The 22042-nt window shown below is 74.4% G+C and carries 20 protein-coding genes; 17 read left to right on the top strand and 3 right to left on the bottom strand.

Annotation, left to right across the window (positions count from 1 at the left end; genetic code table 11):
- Nucleotides 1–94: 94 nt before the first annotated feature.
- Entirely contained in the window at nucleotides 95–658 is a 564-nt protein-coding gene (efp, locus tag OOT42_RS09820; RefSeq protein WP_272726797.1) for an elongation factor P, read from the top strand.
- Nucleotide 659: 1 nt separating this feature from the next.
- Entirely contained in the window at nucleotides 660–1076 is a 417-nt protein-coding gene (nusB, locus tag OOT42_RS09825; RefSeq protein ID WP_273654671.1) for a transcription antitermination factor NusB, read from the top strand.
- Between the two features lie 37 nt (nucleotides 1077–1113).
- Here nusB and OOT42_RS09830 read toward each other — a convergent pair whose 3' ends face one another.
- From OOT42_RS09830 to legP, 3 genes are all read right to left on the bottom strand, one after another.
- Complete coding sequence (locus tag OOT42_RS09830; protein WP_273654673.1) at nucleotides 1114–3354, bottom strand: putative bifunctional diguanylate cyclase/phosphodiesterase; 2241 nt, start codon at nucleotides 3352–3354, stop codon at nucleotides 1114–1116.
- A 107-nt stretch (nucleotides 3355–3461) separates the two neighbouring features.
- Nucleotides 3462–4463, bottom strand: coding sequence for an MvdC/MvdD family ATP grasp protein (locus OOT42_RS09835; protein WP_273654674.1), 1002 nt, complete (start codon nucleotides 4461–4463; stop codon nucleotides 3462–3464).
- On the bottom strand, nucleotides 4460–5794 hold the full coding sequence (gene legP / locus OOT42_RS09840; RefSeq protein ID WP_273654675.1) for a Dot/Icm T4SS effector Zinc-dependent metalloprotease LegP: 1335 nt from the start codon (nucleotides 5792–5794) through the stop codon (nucleotides 4460–4462). The genes OOT42_RS09835 and legP overlap by 4 nt, the downstream gene beginning before the upstream one ends.
- A 104-nt stretch (nucleotides 5795–5898) precedes the next feature.
- Between legP and OOT42_RS09845 the strand changes: the two genes are divergently transcribed.
- The 15 genes from OOT42_RS09845 (at nucleotide 5899) to metK (ending at nucleotide 22025) form a co-directional block, all read left to right on the top strand.
- Complete coding sequence (locus OOT42_RS09845) at nucleotides 5899–6288, top strand: hypothetical protein (protein WP_273654676.1); 390 nt, start codon at nucleotides 5899–5901, stop codon at nucleotides 6286–6288.
- Nucleotides 6289–6340: 52 nt separating this feature from the next.
- The gene (locus tag OOT42_RS09850; protein ID WP_273654677.1) at nucleotides 6341–7732 is read left to right on the top strand and encodes an MFS transporter; all 1392 of its coding nucleotides are present in this window, start codon (nucleotides 6341–6343) and stop codon (nucleotides 7730–7732) included.
- Nucleotides 7729–9141, top strand: a complete 1413-nt coding sequence (locus OOT42_RS09855; RefSeq protein ID WP_273654678.1) for a pyridoxal phosphate-dependent decarboxylase family protein — start codon at nucleotides 7729–7731, stop codon at nucleotides 9139–9141. The genes OOT42_RS09850 and OOT42_RS09855 overlap by 4 nt, the downstream gene beginning before the upstream one ends.
- 119 nt (nucleotides 9142–9260) lie before the next feature.
- The gene (pyrR, locus tag OOT42_RS09860; protein WP_273654679.1) at nucleotides 9261–9845 is read left to right on the top strand and encodes a bifunctional pyr operon transcriptional regulator/uracil phosphoribosyltransferase PyrR; all 585 of its coding nucleotides are present in this window, start codon (nucleotides 9261–9263) and stop codon (nucleotides 9843–9845) included.
- Nucleotides 9842–10834 carry an aspartate carbamoyltransferase catalytic subunit gene (locus OOT42_RS09865; RefSeq protein ID WP_273654680.1) on the top strand — a complete coding sequence of 331 codons (993 nt, stop codon included), beginning with the start codon at nucleotides 9842–9844 and terminating at the stop codon, nucleotides 10832–10834. Before pyrR ends, OOT42_RS09865 begins: the two co-directional genes overlap by 4 nt.
- A complete protein-coding gene (locus OOT42_RS09870) occupies nucleotides 10831–12147 on the top strand; it encodes a dihydroorotase (protein ID WP_273654681.1) in 1317 nt (438 codons plus the stop codon). The genes OOT42_RS09865 and OOT42_RS09870 overlap by 4 nt, the downstream gene beginning before the upstream one ends.
- The gene (locus OOT42_RS09875) at nucleotides 12147–12686 is read left to right on the top strand and encodes a hypothetical protein (protein WP_273654682.1); all 540 of its coding nucleotides are present in this window, start codon (nucleotides 12147–12149) and stop codon (nucleotides 12684–12686) included. Before OOT42_RS09870 ends, OOT42_RS09875 begins: the two co-directional genes overlap by 1 nt.
- Nucleotides 12683–13876 (top strand): glutamine-hydrolyzing carbamoyl-phosphate synthase small subunit, encoded by a 1194-nt coding sequence (gene carA / locus OOT42_RS09880; protein WP_273654683.1) that lies wholly within the window; start codon nucleotides 12683–12685, stop codon nucleotides 13874–13876. Before OOT42_RS09875 ends, carA begins: the two co-directional genes overlap by 4 nt.
- Complete coding sequence (carB, locus tag OOT42_RS09885) at nucleotides 13876–17211, top strand: carbamoyl-phosphate synthase large subunit (protein ID WP_273654684.1); 3336 nt, start codon at nucleotides 13876–13878, stop codon at nucleotides 17209–17211. The genes carA and carB overlap by 1 nt, the downstream gene beginning before the upstream one ends.
- Before the next feature lie 77 nt (nucleotides 17212–17288).
- On the top strand, nucleotides 17289–18098 hold the full coding sequence (gene pyrF / locus OOT42_RS09890) for an orotidine-5'-phosphate decarboxylase (protein WP_423776007.1): 810 nt from the start codon (nucleotides 17289–17291) through the stop codon (nucleotides 18096–18098).
- Between the two features lie 223 nt (nucleotides 18099–18321).
- A complete protein-coding gene (gene mihF, locus OOT42_RS09895; RefSeq protein ID WP_124343482.1) occupies nucleotides 18322–18633 on the top strand; it encodes an integration host factor, actinobacterial type in 312 nt (103 codons plus the stop codon).
- Nucleotides 18634–18676: 43 nt separating this feature from the next.
- The gene (gene gmk / locus OOT42_RS09900; RefSeq protein WP_273654686.1) at nucleotides 18677–19246 is read left to right on the top strand and encodes a guanylate kinase; all 570 of its coding nucleotides are present in this window, start codon (nucleotides 18677–18679) and stop codon (nucleotides 19244–19246) included.
- Between the two features lie 67 nt (nucleotides 19247–19313).
- Complete coding sequence (gene rpoZ, locus OOT42_RS09905) at nucleotides 19314–19577, top strand: DNA-directed RNA polymerase subunit omega (protein WP_013771129.1); 264 nt, start codon at nucleotides 19314–19316, stop codon at nucleotides 19575–19577.
- Between the two features lie 10 nt (nucleotides 19578–19587).
- A complete protein-coding gene (gene coaBC, locus OOT42_RS09910; RefSeq protein WP_273654687.1) occupies nucleotides 19588–20778 on the top strand; it encodes a bifunctional phosphopantothenoylcysteine decarboxylase/phosphopantothenate--cysteine ligase CoaBC in 1191 nt (396 codons plus the stop codon).
- A gap of 44 nt (nucleotides 20779–20822) precedes the next feature.
- Nucleotides 20823–22025 (top strand): methionine adenosyltransferase, encoded by a 1203-nt coding sequence (gene metK, locus OOT42_RS09915; RefSeq protein ID WP_273654688.1) that lies wholly within the window; start codon nucleotides 20823–20825, stop codon nucleotides 22023–22025.
- The last annotated feature ends 17 nt before the right edge of the window (nucleotides 22026–22042 follow it).

A 22042-nucleotide genomic window follows, 5' to 3' on the forward strand; every position in this document is an offset into this window, starting at 1 on the left:
CCACGCGACAGCCCAGGCGCATCTCGCGCCGGCCGGCGTGCGCGTCCCGGCGGCACCGCGAATCCTCCCGAACCCACGACAGGAAGCGACGACTGTGGCGACCACGAACGACCTCAAGAACGGCACCGTGCTGCGGATCGACGGGCAGCTGTGGACCGTCGTCGAGTTCCAGCACGTCAAGCCCGGCAAGGGCGGCGCGTTCGTCCGCACCAAGCTGAAGAACGTCCTCTCGGGCAAGGTCGTCGACAAGACGTTCAACGCCGGCATCAAGGTCGAGACGGCGAACGTCGACAAGCGCGACTACCAGTACCTGTACAAGGACGGCGACGACTTCGTGTTCATGGACACGGACACGTACGACCAGCTGCACGTGCCGGCCGCGACCGTGGGTGACGCCGCGAACTTCATGCTGGAGAACCAGAGCGCGCTCGTCGCGACCAACGAGGGCGTCCCGCTGTACGTCGAGCTCCCGCCGTCCGTCGTCCTCGAGGTCACGTACACCGAGCCGGGCCTGCAGGGCGACCGCTCGTCGGCGGGCACGAAGCCCGCGACGCTCGAGACGGGCTACGAGATCCAGGTGCCGCTGTTCCTCGAGGCGAACACCAAGGTCAAGGTCGACACCCGCGACGGCAGCTACCTGGGCCGCGTGAACGACTGACGTGGGAGCACGCACCAAGGCCCGCAAGCGGGCCCTCGACGTCCTCTTCGAGGCCGACCAGCGCGGGCTCGACCCGGTGACGCTGCTCGCGCAGCGCATCGCCGAGCCGGGCACGGAGGCGGCGCTGCCGCAGTACGCGGTCGAGCTCGTCGAGGGGGTCGTCGCCCACCGCGAGCGGATCGACGAGCTGCTCGCGACGCACGCGCACGGCTGGACGATCGACCGGATGCCCGCGGTCGACCGTGCGCTGCTGCGGCTCGGCACGTGGGAGGTGCTCTACAACGACGACGTGCCCGACGCGGTCGCGGTGGACGAGGCCGTGGAGCTCGCCCGGTCGTTGTCCACGGACGACTCGCCGTCGTTCGTCAACGGCCTGCTCGGCCGCATCGTCGACCTGAAGCCGACGCTGCTCGCCTGAGCCGCCCCTCCCGACAGCCTGTCCCGACGGCCCGCGTCTACCGACCGACGCGGGCCGTCGGCACGCTGCGGAGCGTCCGCGCGGGCGGCACGACGGGGATCGCCTCGGTCACGGGGCGCGGCCCGCGCACGGGCAGCGACGGCGTCGCGCGGCCGAGGAAGTTGCCCTGCACGCGCCGCACCCCGAGGTCGACGAGCGTCGTGAGCTGCGCGGCCGTCTCGACGCCCTCGGCGACGACGTCGAGGCCGTGGTTCTCGGCGAGCGCGAGGATCGCGCGCACGGCGCCGCGTCCGCGCTCGGTGTCGATCTCGCGGATGAACGAGCGGTCGACCTTGAGCACGTCGACGGGCAGCCGTCCGAGGCGGGAGATCGAGCTGTAGCCGGTGCCGAAGTCGTCGACGGCGACGCGCGCCCCGCGTGCGCGCAGCTCGGACAGCACGGGCACGGCCTGGGTGGTCTGCACGAGCGCGCTCTCGGTGATCTCGAGCGTGAGGTGCTCCCAGTAGGAGTCGCCCCACGCGGTCTCGAACTGCTCGAGCGCGTCGGGCTCGGTGAGCTGGCGCGAGGCGACGTTGACCGCCACGGGCATCTGGAAGCGGTCGAGCGCGCGCCGGCTCTCGCGCAGCACCGCGAGCCCGATCGGCACGATCAGCCCGGACTCCTCGGCGAGGTCGAGCCAGTCCGCGGGCAGCACGAGGTGCCCGTGGTGGTTCCACCGTGCCAGCGCCTCGACCTGCAGCACCTCGAGCGTCGCGGTGTCGACGACGGGCTGGAAGTGCGCGGTGAACTGACCGAGCGCGACGGCCTCCTCGAGCGCGACGCGCTGCAGCCGCTCCGCCTCGACGCGGCGGCGCAGGGCCCGGTCGAAGACGCGGAACCCGCTGCGTGACCGCTTCGCCTCGAGCATCGCGGTGTCGGCGTGCCGGACGAGGGCGTCGGGGTCGACGACGTCGCCGGGCACCCAGGTCGCGACGCCGACGGTGAGGCGCGTCGCGCGGCCGCCGTGCGAGCGGTCCTCGAAGCCCTCGCGCAGCGAGCGGGCGAGCGCGACGAGCGCGGCGTCCTCGGGCGCACGGGCGACGACGGCGACGAACTCGTCCCCGCCGAGGCGGCCCACGAGCACGTCCTCCCCGGTCACCACGGTGCGCAGGTGGTCGGCGACCCGGGCCAGCAGCGCGTCGCCGCGCGCGTGGCCGAGCTCGTCGTTGACGCGCTTGAAGCCGTCGACGTCGCAGTAGACGACGGCGACACGTGTCCGTTCGACGTTCGCGCGGTCGAGGACGTCGGTCAGGTGCTGCTCGACCGCGCGCCGGTTGGGCAGCGCGGTGAGCGGGTCGGAGAACGCGGTCGCGTGCAGCCGGTCGTTGAGGTGGTAACGCTCCCCGGCGGCGGCGACGATCTGCGCGAGGTCGACGAGGAAGCTGCGGGCGTGCGGGTCGAGGTCGGTGCCCTCGGCGGGGTAGAGCTCCGCGACGAACCGGCCGCGCGCGATGGGGCGCAGCGAGCCCTCGATGGTGTCGTCGCGGAGCACGGCGCGCGCGGCGTCGCGTGCGGTGAGGAGCAGTCGTTCGGGGTCCTTGGCGAACCACGCGGCGTTGGACAGGCTGGCGACGGCGTCGCGCATGCGGTGCTGCCGGGCGGCGGTGTCCTGCGCGCCGACGAGCCGGCGCAGCGCGAGCACCTCGAGGCCGACGGCGAGCGGCACCGCCCACAGCGCGGCGAGGATCGCGCTCACCGGCTGCTCGGGCAGCAGCACGCTGGCCAGGAGGAGCGCGACCGACTCGACACCGGCGATCACGAGCAGCGTGCCGAGCCGCCCGATCGGTGTCCGGCCGAACGCGACGAGCACGTAGACGACGACCACCAGGATCGTGCCCAGCAGACCGCCCGCGTCGACGAGCGGGGTGTGCGCGCCGGGCACGAACCAGGACACCGTGCGCGCGACGAGCAGGACGGTCGCGACGGCGACCCACCAGCGCACCGGGGTCCCGTGCCCGATGGCGCGTGCTGCGGGCAGCGCGATGAGCAGGAAGCCCGCGACGAGGACGCCGTGGGTGACCTCGACGGCGTCGCGGGGCAGACCCGCCGGCACGAGCGGGTAGAGACCGCCGACGAGGAGCAGGAGGGCGACGTCCGCGGACCACAGCAGCGTCCACGCGGCCCCCGGGTGGTGGGCTTCGCCGCGCCGCCAGAGCCAGTGCAGCACGCAGAAGCCCGCCACGAGACCGGCGACGAGCAGCTGCAGCACGGTGACCCACACCGGTACGGGACCCAGCACGTCCTAGACATCGGCGCCCAGGTCACGGGTCATGAGGGGCATCCGGGTGACGTCGGCCCCGGGTGGCCGCCGCACGTCCGGGTGACACGGTCCGGCGGCCGGGGCCGTCAGCCGCCCGGCGGGGACGTCCGGTTCTGCTCGCACGTGACGCAGCCGTCGGGTGCGCGGTCCAGCCCGGCGAGGACGTCCACGAACGTGCGGGTGAGGGGCAGGCCGGTGCGCTCCTCGACGAACAGCCACTGGCCGGACGGGTTGACCTCGAAGAACACGTGCTCGCCGTCGGGTCGCACGCGCAGGTCGATCGCCCCGTAGACGAGACCGAGCCGGCGCATCAGGCGCAGCAGCGCGTCCTGCACGGGCGTGGGGAGCGTGTACGGCTCCATCGGGACGGTGTCGAGCTCGAGCCGGAAGTCCAGCGCGTACGCCGTGCGGGCCGAGTGGATCGCGGCGGCGTGCACGGTGTCGCCGACGACGGTGACGCGCAGGTCGACGTCGCCGGGCACGTACTCCTGGAAGATCACGGGTGCGTGCCGCACCGCGTCGAGGAGGTCGACCTCGGCCGGCCGCAGCACCCGGGTCTCCCGCCATGCGGACGCCTGCGCGAGGAACGACTTGTAGACGGTGCGCCCGGGGCCGTGCGCGGTGACGAACGCGCGCGCCCGGTCGGGGTCGTTCGTCATGACCGTGCGGGGCGTCGCGAGCCCCGCACGTCGCGCCTCGCGCAGCTGGTACGCCTTGTGGGAGGCGCGCGTGTCGGCGTCGGGGTCGTTGACCCACACGGCGGGCAGGAGTGCGCGCAGGCCGCGCAGACCCTCGTCGCACTCGGTGAGCGCGAAGGCCTGTGCGGCCGGGTCGGTCACGACCGGGTCGAGCGTGTAGGGGAGCGGGCGACGCCACCACGCGGCGCGGCAGCCGGTGAGGTCGTGCTCCTTGCCGTCGACGGTGACCGCGAGCCCGGGCTCGTCGCCGTCGTCGTACGCGACGGTCACGCCGGTGGTGAGCGGGTAGCGCCCGGAGTCGAGCACCACGACGTCGTGACCGCGGCGCTCGAGCTCCGTGCGGACGGGGGCGAGGTGGTCGTCGCCCTCGTGCGACTCGACGAGGATCATGCGCCGGGACCCGGCTGCCCGCCGCCGAGCGCCCGCAGCGCGGCCGCGACCTGCGCGAGCGCCTGCGACGCGACCTCGGCGGCCTGCGCGGCCGCGGCGAGCAGCGCGGCCGTCGGGTCGGCCGGTGCCGCCGGCTCGTACGCGGCGGCCGACGCGGCGTGGTGGGGCGTCGCGAGCGCGAACGGCAGGCCGCCTCCCGGCGGCACGACCGGCGGGATGCCGCCGCCGAGGCCGCCGGGCGGGTCGAACGCGTTCTTGGGCGGGTCCACGAGCTGCTTCGGCGGGTCCGTGAGCTGCTTGGGCGGGTCGACGACCTGCTTGGGCGGGTCGAACACGTGCTTGGGGTCGAGGAGCTGCTTGGGGTCGAGCAGGTGCTTGGGCGGGTCGACGAACGGCTTGTGGTCGTCCCGGAGCTTCTTGAAGCCCGACTGGTCGTCGAGCGGCTTCTTGAACCCGACCGGGTCGTCGGTGAGCTTCTTGACGTTCGGCTGCGGTGCGGGCGGGTACAGGGTGCGGGCGGCGGCGATGTCGCCGTCCGACAGCCGCAGGCGCTGACCGATCGCGACGCCGGCCTGCACGGGCACGATCGTGGGCTGCCCGTTGGTCGAGAACGCCGTGGCGGGGTAGTGCATGATCGAGCCGTAGTCGTAGTCGCCGATGTCGTCGCCGTCGGTGATGTGCTGGTCGAAGTTGTGCACGTAGCCGGGGTCGACGTTCGCGAGCACGACGGTGACGAAGCTGTCGCGGTCCTCGCGGCTCTGCTCGTGCCACAGGCCGATCGCGTGCCCGATCTCGTGGATCGCGTTGCCGGTGGTGCAGCCGCTGCCCAGCGACAGGTCCTGGCGCCCGCCGACCATGCCGACGGCCGACCAGCAGCCGCCGCCGTCGAGGAAGCGGACGTAGTTCGGGTAGGTGCCCGCGTTCGCGGCGGTGCGCTCCACGAACCGGAGAGGTGTGTGCTGCTCCCAGTGCGCGATCGCGTCGGTGACGCGGTGCTGGTCCGGCAGTGCGGGGTCGATCTCGTACGGCACGGTCGCGTTCGGCCAGCGGTAGCGGCTGCCGGTGATGGCGACGCCGAACGACACGTCGTCGCCGCGGGCGCGGGCGGCGTCGAGGTCGGCGTGCCGGCCGAGCACGATGTCCCCCTCGAAGATCGCGAGGTCGCCGACCTTCGCGTAGGTGACCTCCTTCTCGGCGAACCCGACACCGCTGATGACGGTCGTGCCGGTGTCGACCGACGACCGCTCCTCGGGGCGGTCGGGCGTACCCGCGGTGGGCTCGCTGCGACGGCGGCCGCCGCCTCCCGATCCGGAGCTGCTCTTCGTGGCCATGGTCGGTGCCTTCCCCTGGCGCACGGGCCCGGGCGGCCCGCGCCTCTGCGGACCAGGAGCCGGGCGAAGCGCTGTGAGATACGTCACAGCGCTACGGTGGGCCGGTGACGGCGGGCGACGGCGGACCGGCGACCGCGCGCGACGGGGGAGCGCGCGTGCGGGTCCGCGTCACGCTGCCCGGCACCGGCCAGGCGACGTCGATCCCCTCGGTGCTCGTCACGGTCGAGGACGTGACACGCGCCGACGCCCGAGCCGAACGCGTCGGCGAGCGGCTGCTGCGCGACGTGGACGTCCCGCCGGCCGGGACGGCGCTCGACGTCGACGTCCCCACGACGACCGGTCCCGACCCGCGCCGCCGGTTCGTCGTCCGTGCCCGCGCGGGAGCCGACGCCGACGCGCGTGCGTTCGGCCCCGGTGACCTCGTCTCCGTCACGGCCGTCCCCGTGCGCCTCGACGGCACCGACGACGTCGAGCTCGCCCTCCGCCCCGTCTGAGCGTCGCGCGCCGCCGCCCCACCCGCCCCGTGCCCTGGCATCATCGGCGCCCATGACGACGACGTCACCCGCCGCGCACGTGCCGCGGCGCACCGTGGTGGGCTACGCCGCGGGCTCCGTCGGCACCGGCGGGTTCGGCACCCTGCCCGGTCTCGTGCTGGCCTACTACCTGACCGACACGCTCGGCGTCGCGGCCGGGCTCGCGTCCCTCGTCGTCACCGTCCCGAAGCTGTGGGACGTCGTGATCGACCCGTTCGTCGGCGCCCGCTCCGACGCGTCCGCCGCCCGGCACGGCAGCCGGAGGCGCTACCTGTGCGCGGGCGCGCTGACCCTGCCGCCGCTGTTCGCGGCCGTGTTCGCCGCACCCGCGGCGCTCGCGGGCGTCCCGGCGGCGGCGTGGGTCGTGGTGTGGTTCGTCGCAGCGGCGACGGCGTTCAGCCTGTTCCAGGTCCCGTACATCGCGCTGCCGGCCGAGATCGCGTCCACCTCGGCCGAGCGCACGCGCCTCCTCGCCCCCCGGATCGCGGTGCTCGCCGTCGCGATCCTCGCCTTCGGCGCGGGCGGCCCGCTGGTCCGCGACGCCGCGGGCGGCGGGCGCACCGGCTACCTCGTCATGGGCGTCGTGTGCGGCGCCGTGCTCGGGCTCGGCATGCTCGGCGCGTGGTGGGGCGCACCCCGCCGCGCCGCCGTCGCCGCACCCGACGGCGGCCTCCCCGTCGCCCCGCGGCCCCGCGTCCGCGGCGACGCCCTCCGCCTCGGGCTCGGTGCCCTGCGGGAGGTGCCCGCCTTCCGGTGGCTGCTCGCGACGTTCGTGCTCCAGGCGCTCGCCACCGGGGCCATGCTCGCGTGCGCGCCGTACGTCGCGACCTACGTCCTCGGGTCCGAGGGCGCCGTCACCGTCCTGTTCGCCGCGCTCGTCGCCCCGGCGCTGCTCGTCATGCCGTTCGCGACCCGCGTCGCGCGGCGGCTCGGCAAACGCGGCGGGTACGCCGCCGCGTCCGCGCTGTTCGTGCTCGCGACCCTCGCGCTGCTGCCGATGCGGTGGGCACCCGGGCCGTGGGTCTACGCCCTGGTCGCCGTCGCCGGCGTCGCCTACGCCGGCATGCAGCTGTTCCCCCTCGCGATGCTGCCCGACGTCGCCGCGGTCGACGCCCGCGAGCGCGGCACCGACCGCGCGGGCGTCCTCGGCGGCGTCTGGACGGCCGCCGAGACGGCCGGCCTCGCGCTCGGGCCCACGCTCGTGCTGGCCGTGCTCGCGCTCACCGGGTTCGTGTCCCGCGAGGGCGGTGCGCTCGTCGACCAGCCCGCGGCCGCGGTGACCGGCATCGCGCTCGCGTTCAGCCTGCTGCCCGCCGCCCTCACCGCCGCGAGCGTCGTCACCCTCGGCAGGTACCGGCTCACCGAGGCCGACGTCGACGCCCCGACCAGCGGGGCCGTCGCGTGAGCGCGCCCTGGGCCGCCCGCCCGGGCGACGACGTCCTCGCCGACCTCGCCGACCTCCGCCGCGCCGACCCGCCCACGCACGGCGGGCGCGTCCTGTCGTACGTCTACGACTCCGGCCGCGCCGACCTCGACGACGTCGCCGCGCGCGCCGTCACGCTCTTCCTCCCGGTCAACGGCCTCGACCCCACGACCTTCACGTCCGTCGCCGCCCTCGAGAGCCGCCTGGTCGCCCGCGCGCGCGACGTCCTGCACGGCGGCCCGGACACCGTCGGCTCGGTCACCACCGGCGGCACCGAGTCCTGCCTGCTCGCCGTGAAGTCCGCGCGCGACACCTGGCGCGCCGCCGACCCGTCCCGCGCGCACGCCCGCCCCACCCTCGTGCTGCCCACGACCGCCCACCCCGCGTTCCACAAGGCCGCCGCCTACCTCGACCTCGACGTGGTCGCCGTGCCCGTCGACCCCGACCGCGGCACCCCCGACGCCGCCGCCGTCCTCGCCGCCCTCGACGAGCGCACCGCCCTCGTCGTCGTCAGCGCCCCCAGCTACCCCTTCGGCGTCGTCGACCCGGTCGCCGAGGTCGCCGCCGGAGCCGCCGCCCGCGGCGTCGCGTGCCACGTCGACGCCTGCATCGGCGGCTGGGTGCTGCCCTGGTGGGGCCACGACGTCCCCGCGTGGGACCTCGCCGTCGACGGCGTCACCTCGATCTCCGCCGACCTCCACAAGTACGGCTTCGCCCCCAAGGGCGCCTCCGTCGTCCTCTACCGCGACCCCGCACGCCACCGCGCGCAGCACTTCGCGACCACCGCGTGGCCCGGGTACCCCGTCGTCAACCCCACCGTCCTCGGGTCCCGCTCCGCCGGCGGGCTCGCCGCCGCCTGGGCCGTCCTCGAGACCCTCGGCCACGACGGCATCGCCACGCTCGTCGCGCGCACCCGGGACGCCACCGCACACCTGCACGACGCCGCCACCGCCACGCGCGGGCTGCGCGTCGTCGGCCGCCCCACCGGCCCGCTGCTCGCGCTCGCCACCGACGACACCGCGCCCGCCGCCGACCGCGTCGACCCGTTCCACCTCGTCGACGCCCTGCGCCACCGCGGCTGGCTCGCCCAGGCCCAGCCCGCCCTCACCCAGCCCGACGGCACCGTCCTGCCCCGCACCGCGCACCTCACGATCACCCCCGTGACCCAGCACGTCGCCGACGACCTCGCCGCCGCCCTCGACGACGCCGCCACCGCCGTCCGCGGACGCGCCCCCGCCACCCCCGACCCCGCCCTCGCGCAGCGCGTCCTCACCGACGGCCTCCCGCCGGACCTCGCCGGCGTCATGGCCACCCTCGAGGCGCTCCCGCCCGACGTCGTCCGGCCGCTGCTCGTCGAGGTCCTCGCCCGCGCCGTCGCACCCCGCCTATGACGCGCGTCACGCGCCCGCCGCGCGCGTGAGACACCACCCCACCCCGCCCCGACCTCAGGGTTAGGATCGGCCGACAGCGTCCTTTAAGACCCGTCCCGTGAGGCGGGGAAGGAGTCCGCATGAGCACAGGCACGCCCGCGTCCAGCGGCAGCCTCGAGCACGCGAACGTCGTGCTCGGCGCCCCCGAGATCGGCAGGGCGCTCACCCGCATCGCCCACGAGATCCTCGAGCGCAACAAGGGCGGCGACGACGTCGTCCTCCTCGGCATCCCGACCCGCGGCCTCCCGCTCGCGCGCCGCCTCGCCCAGCGCCTCGCCGACGTCGAGCCCGGCCTCGACCCGGCCGCACTCGCGGGCAGCCTCGACGTGACGATGTACCGCGACGACCTGGCCCACCAGCCGACCCGGACGATCGGCGCGACCGACATCCCGGGCGGCGGCCTCGACGGGCGCGTCGTGGTCCTCGTCGACGACGTCCTCTACTCGGGGCGCACGATCCGCGCGGCGCTCGACGCGATCAGCGACCTCGGCCGCCCGCGCGCGGTGCAGCTCGCCGCGCTGGTCGACCGCGGGCACCGCGAGCTGCCGATCCGGGCGGACTACGTCGGCAAGAACCTGCCGACGTCCACGACCGAGCGCGTGCGCGTGCTGCTCGAGGAGACCGACGGCCGCGACGCCGTCGTCATCGACGGGGGGACCCGATGAGGCACCTGCTGTCCGCGTCGGACCTCGACGTCCGCGACGCGGTGCGCATCCTCGACACGGCCGGGCAGATGGCCGCGACGCAGGCGCGCGAGATCAAGAAGCTCCCGACGCTGCGCGGCCGCACGGTCGTCAACCTGTTCTTCGAGGACTCGACGCGCACGCGCATCTCGTTCGAGACGGCCGCGAAGCGGCTGAGCGCCGACGTCATCAACTTCTCCGCCAAGGGGTCGAGCGTCTCCAAGGGCGAGTCGCTCAAGGACACCGCGCTGACGCTGCAGGCGATGGGCGCCGACGCGGTCGTCATCCGGCACCAGGCGTCGGGTGCGCCGCACACGCTCGCGCACGCGGGCTGGACGTCGGGGGCCGTCGTCAACGCGGGCGACGGCACGCACCAGCACCCGACGCAGGCGCTGCTCGACGCGTACACGCTGCGCCGCCACCTGGTCGGCGACGGCGGCCGCTCGGACGCGTCCGGCCAGGACCTCGCGGGCCTGCGCGTCGCGATCGTGGGCGACGTGCTGCACAGCCGCGTCGCGCGGTCGAACGTGCAGCTGCTCCACACGCTCGGCGCGCACGTCACGCTCGTCGCACCGCCCACGCTCGTGCCGGTCGGCGTCGAGGCGTGGCCCGCGCGGGTCTCGTACCACCTGGACGAGGTCATCGCCGACGACAAGCCGGACGCGGTCATGATGCTGCGCGTCCAGCGCGAGCGGATGTCGAGCGCGGGCGGCGGGTTCTTCCCGAGCCCGCTCGAGTACACCCGCGGGTACGGGCTCGACGCACGCCGCATCGCCGCGCTCCCGGAGCACGCGATCGTCATGCACCCCGGACCGATGAACCGCGGGCTGGAGATCTCCGCCGACGCCGCTGACTCGCCGCGTGCGGTGATCGTCGAGCAGGTCGCCAACGGGGTCGCCGTGCGCATGGCCGTGCTGTACCTGCTGCTCGCGGGCGAGTCGCCCGCGCCGACGACGAAGGTGGACGCGTGAACCCCCGGTACCTGCTGACGTCCGTCGCCCCGCTGGGCGCGGACCCCGTCGACGTCCTGCTCGCGGACGGCGTCGTCGCCGCGATCGGTGCGGACGCCCGCGCGCAGGCCGGCGACGACGCGGTCGAGATCGACGGCGCCGGCCTCGTCCTGCTGCCCGGCCTCGTCGACCTGCACACGCACCTGCGCGAGCCCGGCCGCGAGGACGCCGAGACGATCCGCACCGGCACGCGCGCCGCGGCGCTCGGCGGCTTCACGGCCGTGCACGCGATGGCCAACACGTCCCCGACGCAGGACACCGCGGGCGTCGTCGAGCAGGTGTGGCGGCTCGGCCGCGAGGCCGGCTGGGTCGACGTGCACCCCGTCGGCGCCGTGACCGTCGGACTGGCGGGGGAGCAGCTCGCCGAGCTCGGCGCGATGGCCCAGTCCGAGGCCGCCGTGCGCGTGTTCTCCGACGACGGCAAGTGCGTGCACGACCCCGTGCTGATGCGCCGCGCGCTCGAGTACGTCAAGGCGTTCGACGGCGTCGTCGCGCAGCACGCGCAGGAGCCGCGGCTCACCGAGAACGCGCAGATGAACGAGGGCGTCGTGTCGGCCGAGCTCGGCCTGACCGGCTGGCCGTCCGTGGCCGAGGAGGCGATCATCGCCCGCGACGTGCTGCTCGCCGAGCACGTCGGGTCGCGCCTGCACGTCTGCCACCTGTCGACGGCCGGGTCCGTCGAGATCGTGCGCTGGGCCAAGTCGCGCGGCATCGACGTGACGGCCGAGGTCACCCCGCACCACCTCGTGCTCACCGACGACCTGGCCCGCGGCTACGACCCGGTGTTCAAGGTCAACCCGCCGCTGCGGACCGAGGCGGACGTCGAGGCCGTCCGCGCGGGCCTGGCCGACGGGACGATCGACATCGTCGCGACCGACCACGCGCCGCACACGCGCGAGGACAAGGACTGCGAGTGGGCCGCCGCCGCGTTCGGCATGACCGGCCTGGAGACCGCGCTGTCGGTCGTGCAGCAGACGATGGTCGACACCGGTCGCCTGACCTGGGCCGACGTCGCGCGCGTGCTGTCGACCGCGCCCGCCCGGATCGGCCGCGTCACCGACCACGGACGCCCGATCGAGGTCGGCGAGCCCGCCAACCTCGTCCTGTGGGACCCCGCGGCGCGCCGCACGGTCGACCCGGGGGAGCAGGCCACCAAGGCCGTCAACTCGCCGTTCCGCGGGCGCGAGCTGCCCGGCTGCACCGTCGCGACGTTCCTGCGCGGCCGCGCGACCGTGCTCGACGGTGCCCCGTGCGACGAGGACGTGGTCCGCTGATGCGCACCGCGCTCGCCGTCGCCGGGTGCGTCGCGCTCGCGCTGCTCGCGCTGTGGGGCATGCGCTCGGGCTGGCTCGCCCGACGACGACGCACCGAGGAGGTCGTCACGTCGCTGCCGGTCGAGCCCGCCGACCTGGGGGAGACCCGGTTCGGTCCCGTGGAGGCGCTCTACGTGTCCTCGACGCGGGCCGGCGACTGGCTCGACCGCGTCGTCGCGCACGACCTCGGCGTCCGCAGCCCGGCCGTCGTGGAGGTCCACGACGCGGGCGTCCGGATCACCCGGACCGGCGCGACCGACGTCTTCGTGCCGACGGACACCCTGCGCGCGGCCGGCACCGCCCCCGGCATCGCGGGCAAGGTCGTCGGCGGCGACGGGCTCGTCGTCCTCACCTGGCAGCCCGACCCCGACGACCCGCGCGGCCTCGACACCGGCCTGCGCCCCCGGCACGCCGCCGACCGCCCCGCGCTGGTCGCCGCCGTCGCCGCCCTGATCGACCACACGCCCGGTGCCACGACCGGGCAGGAGGAGAAGTCATGACCGACGCAGTGCTCGTCCTCGAGGACGGCAGGACGTTCGCCGGGCAGGCGTACGGCGCCACCGGCCGGACCCTCGGCGAGATCGTCTTCAACACCGGGATGACCGGCTACCAGGAGACCCTGACCGACCCGTCGTACCACCGGCAGATCGTCGTCATGACGGCGCCGCACATCGGCAACACCGGCGTCAACGACGAGGACCCCGAGTCCGGCCGCATCTGGGTCGCCGGGTACGTCGTGCGCGACCCCGCGCGCCGGTCGTCGAGCTGGCGCGCGCGCCGCACGCTCGACGAGGAGCTCGACGCGCAGGGGATCGTCGGCATCAGCGGCGTCGACACCCGCGCCCTCACGCGGCACCTGCGCGAGCGGGGCGTCATGCGTGCGGGCGTGTTCTCGGGCGAGGTCCTGACGGGTCCCGACGGCGAGCGCCGCCCGGTCGACGAGCTGCTCGACGAGGTGCTCGCCGCCCCCGCGATGGCCGGCGCCGATCTCGCGGGCGAGGTGTCGACCGACGCGGCGTACGTCGTCGAGGCGCTCGGCCCCGACGGCGCCCCGCTCGACACGCCCGTCGCGACGGTCGCCGCGGTCGACCTCGGCATCAAGGCCATGACGCCGCAGCGGCTCGCCGAGCGCGGCGTGCGCGTGCACGTGCTGCCCGCGACGGCGACGATCGACGAGGTCCTCGCGACGCAGCCCGACGGCGTGTTCTTCTCCAACGGCCCCGGCGACCCGTCGGCGGCGACGCACGAGGTCGAGCTCCTGCGCGACGTGCTGGACCGCAGGATCCCGTTCTTCGGCATCTGCTACGGCAACCAGCTGCTCGGCCGCGCGCTCGGCTACGGCACCTACAAGCTCGGCTACGGCCACCGCGGCGTGAACCAGCCGGTCGTCGACCGGGCGACCGGCAAGGTCGAGATCACCGCGCACAACCACGGGTTCGCCGTGGACGCCCCGCTCGACGGCGAGTCCACCGCACCGCACGACGGCGGCCGCTACGGCCGGGTCGTGGTCAGCCACGTCGACCTCAACGACGACGTGGTCGAGGGCCTGCGCGCGCTCGACCTGCCGGCGTTCTCCGTCCAGTACCACCCGGAGGCGGCGGCGGGTCCCCACGACGCCGCCTACCTGTTCGACCGCTTCGTCGCGCTCATGACGGGCACCGACGACCCGACCACGAAGGGTGCCGCCTGATGCCCCGCCGCACCGACATCTCCAGCGTCCTGGTCATCGGGTCCGGCCCGATCGTCATCGGCCAGGCGTGCGAGTTCGACTACTCGGGGACGCAGGCGTGCCGCGTGCTCAAGGAGGAGGGCCTGCGGGTCGTCCTGGTCAACTCGAACCCCGCCACGATCATGACGGACCCCGAGTTCGCCGACGCGACCTACGTCGAGCCGATCACGACCGAGGTCCTCACGAGCATCATCGCCAAGGAGCGTCCCGACGCGATCCTGCCGACGCTGGGCGGCCAGACGGCCCTCAACGCGGCGATCGCGCTCGACGAGGCCGGCGTGCTCGAGAAGTACGACGTCGAGCTCATCGGCGCGAACATCCCCGCGATCCAGAAGGGCGAGGACCGCGAGCAGTTCAAGCAGGTCGTCGAGGTCTGCGGCGGGGAGTCCGCGCGGTCCGCGATCGTGCACACGATCGAGGACGCGCTGACCGCGGTCGAGGACCTGGGCTACCCGGTCGTCGTGCGGCCGTCGTTCACGATGGGCGGCCTCGGCTCGGGCATCGCGTACGACGAGGACGACCTGCGCCGCATCGTCGGCCAGGGCCTGCACTACTCGCCGACCACCGAGGTGCTCCTGGAGGAGTCGATCCTCGGCTGGAAGGAGTACGAGCTCGAGCTCATGCGCGACAAGCACGACAACGTCGTGGTCGTCTGCTCGATCGAGAACGTCGACCCGGTCGGCGTGCACACCGGCGACTCGGTGACGGTCGCGCCCGCGCTCACGCTGACCGACCGCGAGTACCAGAAGCTGCGCGACATCGGCATCGCGGTCATCCGCGAGGTCGGCGTCGACACCGGCGGCTGCAACATCCAGTTCGCCGTCGAGCCCACGACGGGCCGCGTCGTCGTCATCGAGATGAACCCGCGTGTGTCGCGGTCGTCGGCGCTCGCGTCGAAGGCCACGGGCTTCCCGATCGCGAAGATCGCCGCGAAGCTCGCGGTCGGCTACACGCTCGACGAGATCCCGAACGACATCACGGGCTCGACGCCCGCGTCGTTCGAGCCGACGCTCGACTACGTCGTCGTCAAGGTGCCGCGGTTCGCGTTCGAGAAGTTCCCGGCCGCCGACCCGACGCTCACGACGACCATGAAGTCCGTCGGCGAGGCCATGGCGCTCGGCCGCAACTTCACCGAGGCGCTCGGCAAGGCGATGCGGTCCATCGACAAGAAGGGCTCGGTCTTCCACTGGGAGGGCCGGCCGTCCGTGGGGGAGGAGCTCGACGCCCTGCTGGGGACGATCGGCCGGCCCACCGAGGGGCGCCTGATCGACGTGCAGCAGGTGCTGCGTGCCGGTGTCGACGTGGACGAGGTGTACGCCCGCACGGGCATCGACCCGTGGTTCCTCGACCAGGTCCAGCTGATCAACGAGGTCGCCGCCGAGACCGCCGCCGCCCCGGCGCTGACCCGCGAGGTCCTCGCGCACGCCAAGCGCCACGGCCTGTCGGACGCGCAGATCGCGCAGCTGCGCGGCACGACCGAGGACGCCGTGCGCGGCGCCCGGCACGCGGTCGGCCTGCGGCCCGTCTACAAGACGGTCGACACGTGCGCCGCGGAGTTCGCGGCCCTCACGCCGTACCACTACTCGGCCTACGACGAGGAGACCGAGGTCCGGCCGCGCGAGCGTCCCGCGATCCTCATCCTCGGCTCGGGCCCGAACCGCATCGGCCAGGGCATCGAGTTCGACTACTCGTGCGTGCACGCGGCGCTCGCCCTCAAGGGCGAGTTCGAGACCGTCATGGTCAACTGCAACCCCGAGACCGTCTCGACGGACTACGACACGTCCGACCGTCTCTACTTCGAGCCGCTCACGTTCGAGGACGTCCTCGAGGTCTACCACGCGGAGCTCGCCGCCGGCCCGGTCGCGGGTCTCATCGTGACGCTCGGCGGCCAGACCCCGCTGTCGCTCGCGCAGCGCCTCGCGGACGCCGGTCTGCCGATCCTCGGCACGCCCCCGGCGGCGATCGACGCCGCGGAGGACCGCGGCGAGTTCGGCAAGGTGCTCGAGGCCGCGGGCCTGCCCGCGCCGGCGTTCGGCACCGCGACGACGCTCGCCGGTGCGCGCGAGACCGCGCGCCGCATCGGGTTCCCGGTGCTCGTGCGCCCGTCGTACGTCCTGGGCGGCCGCGGCATGGAGATCGTCTACGACGAGCACCAGCTCGCCGAGTACGTGCAGCGTGCGCTCGACAACGCCGCCGACGGCGGCCGCGCGGGGACGCTCCCGCCGCTGCTCATCGACCGGTTCCTCGACGACGCGATCGAGATCGACGTCGACGCGCTGTTCGACGGCGAGGAGCTGTTCCTCGGCGGCGTCATGGAGCACATCGAGGAGGCCGGCATCCACTCCGGCGACTCGGCGTGCGCCCTGCCGCCCGTGACGCTGTCGACCTCGGAGCTCGAGCGCATCCGCCTGTCCACCGAGGCGATCGCGCGCGGCGTCGGCGTCCGCGGGCTGCTCAACATCCAGTTCGCGCTCGTCTCCGACGTGCTCTACGTCCTCGAGGCCAACCCGCGGGCGTCGCGCACGGTGCCGTTCGTGTCGAAGGCGACGGGCGTGTCGCTCGCCAAGGCCGCGGCGCTCGTCATGGCGGGCCGCTCGATCGCCGACCTGCGCGCGGCCGGCCTGCTGCCCGCGCAGGACGCGAGCGTGCTCGACCTCGACTCGCCGGTCGCCGTCAAGGAGGCCGTGCTGCCCTTCAAGCGGTTCCGCACCGCCGAGGGCGTGGTCGTCGACACCGTGCTCGGGCCGGAGATGCGCTCGACGGGTGAGGTCATGGGCTTCGACGTCGACTTCCCGACGGCGTTCGCGAAGTCGCAGGACGCGGCGTTCGGCGGGCTGCCCACGGGCGGGACGGCGTTCATCTCGGTCGCGGACCGGGACAAGCGCTCGATCGTCTTCCCCGTGAAGCGGCTCGCGGAGCTCGGCTTCGAGATCCTCGCGACCGAGGGCACCGCGGCGGTCCTGCACCGCAGCGGCATCCGGTCGCGCGTCGTGCGCAAGTACTCGTCGGGCCGGGGCGCCGACGGTGAGCCGACGATCGTCGACCTCATCACGGCGGGCGACGTCGACATCGTCGTCAACACCCCCTCGGGCCAGGGCGCGCGCGCCGACGGCTACGAGATCCGCGCCGCGACGACGGCCGCCGACAAGGCGATCGTCACGACGGTCCAGCAGCTCGGCGCCGCCGTGCAGGCCATCGAGGCGGCCCAGGCCGGGCCGTTCGCGGTGACGAGCCTGCAGGAGCACGACGCGGCGGCCGACCGGCGCCGCGCGCAGGCAGCGGAGGTGACCGCGTGACGGCCCCGGCCGGCACGCACGCCGGCGACGGCGGTGCGGCGGTGCGCGAGCCGTTCGGTGCCCGCCTCGCCGCCGCCATGGCCGCGCACGGCCCGCTGTGCGTCGGCATCGACCCGCACCCCGTGCTGCTCGCGGACTGGGGCCTGACCGACGACGCCGACGGCCTGCGCGCGTTCGCGTCGGCCGTGATGTCCGCGGTCGGCGGGCGGGTCGCGGCGGTCAAGCCGCAGGCGGCGCTCTTCGAGCGGCACGGCTCGGCGGGTGTCGCGGTGCTCGAGGAGGTCGTCGCCGAGGGGCGCCGCACGGGCACGCTCGTCGTGGTCGACGCCAAGCGCGGCGACATCGGCTCCACCATGGAGGGCTACGCCGACGCGTACCTGCGCGACGGTTCTCCGCTGGCCGGCGACGCCCTCACGGTCTCGCCGTACCTGGGCTTCGGGTCGCTCGACCCGGCGGTCGACGCCGCGCTCGCGACGGGGCGAGGCCTGTTCGTGCTGTGCCTGACGTCCAACAAGGAGGGCCACGAGGTCCAGCACGCGCGCACCGCGGACGGTTCGACCGTGGCGGCGACGATCGCGGCGCGTGCGGCGGCGCTCAACGCCGGCGTCGACCCGATGGGCTCGATCGGCCTGGTCGTGGGCGCGACGGTCGGTGACGCGGCCGCCCGGACGGGCACCGACCTGGCCGCGGTCAACGGGCCCCTGCTCGCACCGGGGGTCGGCGTGCAGGGCGCTGGCCCGCGCGAGCTGAGCGCGGTCTTCGGCGTCGCGCGTCGGCAGGTCCTCGCGTCGTCGTCGCGGGGCGTCCTGGCCGCCGGACCGGACGTCGAGAGGTTGCGGTCGGCCGCCCGCCGCGCCGCCGACGAGGCCGCCGCCGCGCTCGCCTGAGCCACGCCGCTCGCGCACCGGTATCCGCACACCCCGGGTGCCGGTGCGCGAGCGCGCGTGCAGAGGCGCCCCGGGCACTCGTGGGATGGTTGCCCGAAGAGGCGTCCTCGCAGGTCGCTCCGGCGCGTCCGCGTTGCCGACCACGGTGGGCCTCGCTAGTTTCGTTGTCACGATCCTGCGCATCCGTCGAGATCGCTGGCCCACTGACGAGAAGGTGACGCGCGTGGCTCTTCCTCCGCTGACTCCCGAACAACGAGCCGCAGCGCTCCAGAAGGCCGCCGCCGCCCGGCAGGCCCGTGCCGAGGTCAAGAACCGCCTCAAGTACTCCCAGGGCACCCTGTCCGAGGTGATCGAGCAGGGCCAGAAGGACGAGACGATCGGCAAGCTCAAGGTGCTCGCGCTCCTCGAGTCCCTGCCCGGTGTGGGCAAGGTCAAGGCTCGTGCGATCATCTCCGAGATCGGCATCTCGGAGACGCGGCGCGTCCGCGGCCTCGGACCCCACCAGGTGAAGGCGCTCGTCGACCGCTTCGGGTGACGGTCGCCCGTCACCGCTGCGCACGAGGAGTACCGCACCACCCATGACGACGACGCCCGCCCGGCTGACCGTTCTCGCCGGACCCACCGCCGTCGGCAAGGGCACGGTGTCCGCCGACGTCCGCACGCGCTACCCCGAGGTCTGGCTGTCGGTGTCCGCGACGACGCGGCCGCCGCGACCCGGCGAGATCGAGGGGGTGCACTACCACTTCGTCAGCGTCGACGAGTTCGACCGCATGGTCGAGAACGGCGACCTGCTGGAGTGGGCGGTCGTCCACGGCCGCAACCGGTACGGCACTCCTCGTGAGCCCGTCGAGCGTCGGCTCGCCGCCGGTGAGCCGGCGCTCCTCGAGATCGACCTGCAGGGCGCCCGCCAGGTGCGGGCGTCCATGCCGGACGCGCACTTCGTGTTCCTCGCCCCGCCCTCCTTCGCCGAGCTCGAGCGGCGGCTCGTGGGGCGGGGGACCGAGGACGCGGAGGAGCGCGAGCGGCGGCTCGCGACCGCGCGCGTCGAGCTCGCGGCCGAGTCCGAGTTCGACACGGTGATCGTCAACGACGACGTGCACCGGGCCACGGACGAGCTGGTCCGGGTGATGGGGATCGCGACCAGGTAGGATCGTCGGCAGGCTCCGCCCCGCGGCCACCGTGCCGCACCCCCCACCGACCTCACGGGAGACCATCGTGTCCGGAACCGTCGCCGCCCCCACGGGCATCACCGACCCGCCGATCGACCAGCTCCTCGAGCGCGCCGACTCCAAGTACGCCCTGGTGCTGTACTCGGCGCAGCGCGCCCGCCAGATCAACGCGTACTACTCGCAGCTCAACGAGGGCCTGCTCGAGTACGTCGGCCCGCTCGTCGACACGCGCCCGCAGGAGAAGCCGCTCTCGATCGCCATGCGCGAGATCGACGCCGGCCTGCTGACCTCCGAGGCCACGGAGGGCTGAGGCAGCGCCCATGCGGATCGTCCTGGGCGTCGCGGGCGGCATCGCCGCGTACAAGGCGGTGCTGCTGCTGCGCCTCCTGCGTGAGGCGGGGCACGACGTGCGCGTCGTGCCGACCGTCGCGGCGCTCGAGTTCGTCGGGCGCACGACGTGGGAGGCCCTGTCCGGGCAGCCCGTGACGACGGACGTCTTCGAGGACGTCGACCAGGTCGCGCACGTCGCCGTCGGCAAGACGGCCGACCTCGTCGTGGTGGCTCCGGCCACCGCGGACCTGCTCGCCCGCGCGGCGACCGGCCGCGCCGACGACCTGCTCACTGCGACCCTGCTCGTCGCGCGCTGCCCGGTGCTCATGGCGCCGGCGATGCACACCGAGATGTGGGAGCACCCCGCGACGGTCGCGAACGTCGAGACGCTCCGCCGGCGCGGCGTGCACGTGCTCGACCCCGCGAGCGGCCGGCTGACCGGCACGGACACCGGGCCGGGCCGGCTGCCCGAGCCCGAGGAGATCGCCGCGGCGGCCCTCGCGCTCGTCGGTCCCCGCGACCTGGCCGGTCGGCGGGTGGTCGTGTCCGCGGGCGGGACGCGCGAGCCGCTCGACCCCGTCCGGTTCCTCGGCAACCGCAGCTCCGGCCGGCAGGGCGTCGCGCTGGCCCGGGCGGCCGCCGCACGGGGTGCGCACGTCACCCTCGTCGCCGCGAACCTGGCCGTGTCCGTGCCGCCCGGCGTGGACGCGGTGCCCGTCGAGACCGCCGCGCAGCTGCGCGACGCGGTGCGCGCCGCCGCGAAGGACGCCGACGCCGTCGTCATGGCCGCCGCGGTCGCGGACTACCGGCCCGCGACGCCGGCCGACGCCAAGATCAAGAAGCGCCGCGACGGGTCGGCCCCCGCGGTGCACCTCGTCGAGAACCCCGACGTGCTCGTCGAGCTCGCCGCCGACCGGCTGCGCGACGGCCAGGTCGTCGTCGGTTTCGCCGCCGAGACGGGCGACGCCGACGGGTCGGTCCTCGAGCACGGCCGCGCCAAGGCGCTGCGCAAGAAGGCCGACCTGCTCGTCGTGAACGCGGTCGGGGACGGCCGCGGGTTCGGGACGGACGTCAACGACGTGGTCGTGCTCGACGCCCGCGGCGAGGTCGTCTCCGCCGCCGCCGGCAGCAAGGACGACGTCGCGCACGCCGTGTGGGACGCGGTGCTCGCCCGCTGGTGAACGGCCGGTGAGAGGGTCGTTTCCGTCCCGTTAGGCTGTGCGCCATGACTGAGGCTTCCGCGCGCCTGTTCACGTCCGAGTCGGTGACGGAAGGCCACCCCGACAAGGTGTGCGACCAGATCTCCGACGCGATCCTCGACGCGATCCTCGACCAGGACCCGGCCGCGCGCGTCGCCGTCGAGACGATGGTGACGACGGGCCTCGTGCACGTCGCCGGCGAGGTGACGACGAGCGCGTACGTCGAGATCCCGCAGGTCGTCCGCGAGGTCGTGCAGGGCATCGGGTACACGTCGTCGCACATCGGCTTCGACGGTGAGTCCTGCGGCGTCTCGGTCTCGATCGGCCAGCAGTCGCCCGACATCGCGCAGGGCGTCGACAAGTCCCTCGAGGTCCGTCAGGACTCCGCCGACATCGACCCGCTCGACCTGCAGGGCGCGGGCGACCAGGGCCTCATGTTCGGCTACGCGTCCGACGACACCCCGACGCTGCTGCCGCTGCCCATCTGGGTCGCGCACCGGCTCGCGGAGCGGCTCGCCGAGGTGCGGCGCCAGGACCTGGTGCCCGGTCTGCGGCCCGACGGCAAGACGCAGGTCACGATCGGCTACGAGGGCGACCGGGCGGTGTCGCTCGACACCGTGGTGCTCTCGACCCAGCACGACCCGGACGTCAATCTCGACACCTACCTGCGCCCCGCGATCGCCGAGCACGTCGTCGCGCCTGTCCTCGCGCAGCTCGAGCTCGACACGAGCGACCACCGCCTGCTCGTGAACCCGACCGGCACGTTCGTCGTCGGCGGGCCCAAGGGTGACGCGGGCCTCACGGGCCGCAAGATCATCGTCGACACCTACGGCGGTTACGCGCGGCACGGCGGCGGCGCGTTCTCCGGCAAGGACCCGTCGAAGGTCGACCGGTCGGCCGCGTACGCGATGCGCTGGGTCGCGAAGAACGTCGTCGCGGCGGGCCTGGCGAAGCGCTGCGAGGTGCAGGTCGCGTACGCGATCGGCAAGTCGCACCCCGTCGGCCTGTACGTCGAGACGTTCGGCACGGGTGTCGTGCCCGTCGAGCGGCTGACCGCGGCGATCCGCGAGGTGTTCGATCTGCGCCCGGCCGCGATCATCCGCGACCTCGACCTGCTGCGCCCGATCTACCGCAAGACCGCCGCGTACGGCCACTTCGGTCGCGAGCTCCCCGAGTTCACCTGGGAGCGCACCGACCGCGCGGCCGACCTGCTGGCCGCCGTCGGCTGAGCCGGCCCGCGTGCCGC

It is taken from the genome of Cellulomonas fimi, from assembly GCF_028583725.1.
GTDB classification, from domain to species: Bacteria; Actinomycetota; Actinomycetes; order Actinomycetales; family Cellulomonadaceae; genus Cellulomonas; species Cellulomonas fimi_B.

Bases quoted from the DNA above. Each gene is read 5' to 3' on its own strand.
- gmk (WP_273654686.1), top strand. From the start codon at position 18,677: ATGACGACGACGCCCGCCCGGCTGACCGTTCTCGCCGGACCCACCGCC.
- carA (WP_273654683.1), top strand. From the start codon at position 12,683: ATGACCGACGCAGTGCTCGTCCTCGAGGACGGCAGGACGTTCGCCGGG.
- pyrF (WP_423776007.1), top strand. From the start codon at position 17,289: ATGGCCGCGCACGGCCCGCTGTGCGTCGGCATCGACCCGCACCCCGTG.
- OOT42_RS09875 (WP_273654682.1), top strand. From the start codon at position 12,147: ATGCGCACCGCGCTCGCCGTCGCCGGGTGCGTCGCGCTCGCGCTGCTC.
- OOT42_RS09835 (WP_273654674.1), bottom strand. From the start codon at position 4,463: ATGATCCTCGTCGAGTCGCACGAGGGCGACGACCACCTCGCCCCCGTC.
- coaBC (WP_273654687.1), top strand. From the start codon at position 19,588: ATGCGGATCGTCCTGGGCGTCGCGGGCGGCATCGCCGCGTACAAGGCG.
- pyrR (WP_273654679.1), top strand. From the start codon at position 9,261: ATGAGCACAGGCACGCCCGCGTCCAGCGGCAGCCTCGAGCACGCGAAC.
- legP (WP_273654675.1), bottom strand. From the start codon at position 5,794: ATGGCCACGAAGAGCAGCTCCGGATCGGGAGGCGGCGGCCGCCGTCGC.
- metK (WP_273654688.1), top strand. From the start codon at position 20,823: ATGACTGAGGCTTCCGCGCGCCTGTTCACGTCCGAGTCGGTGACGGAA.
- OOT42_RS09850 (WP_273654677.1), top strand. From the start codon at position 6,341: ATGACGACGACGTCACCCGCCGCGCACGTGCCGCGGCGCACCGTGGTG.
- carB (WP_273654684.1), top strand. From the start codon at position 13,876: ATGCCCCGCCGCACCGACATCTCCAGCGTCCTGGTCATCGGGTCCGGC.
- OOT42_RS09865 (WP_273654680.1), top strand. From the start codon at position 9,842: ATGAGGCACCTGCTGTCCGCGTCGGACCTCGACGTCCGCGACGCGGTG.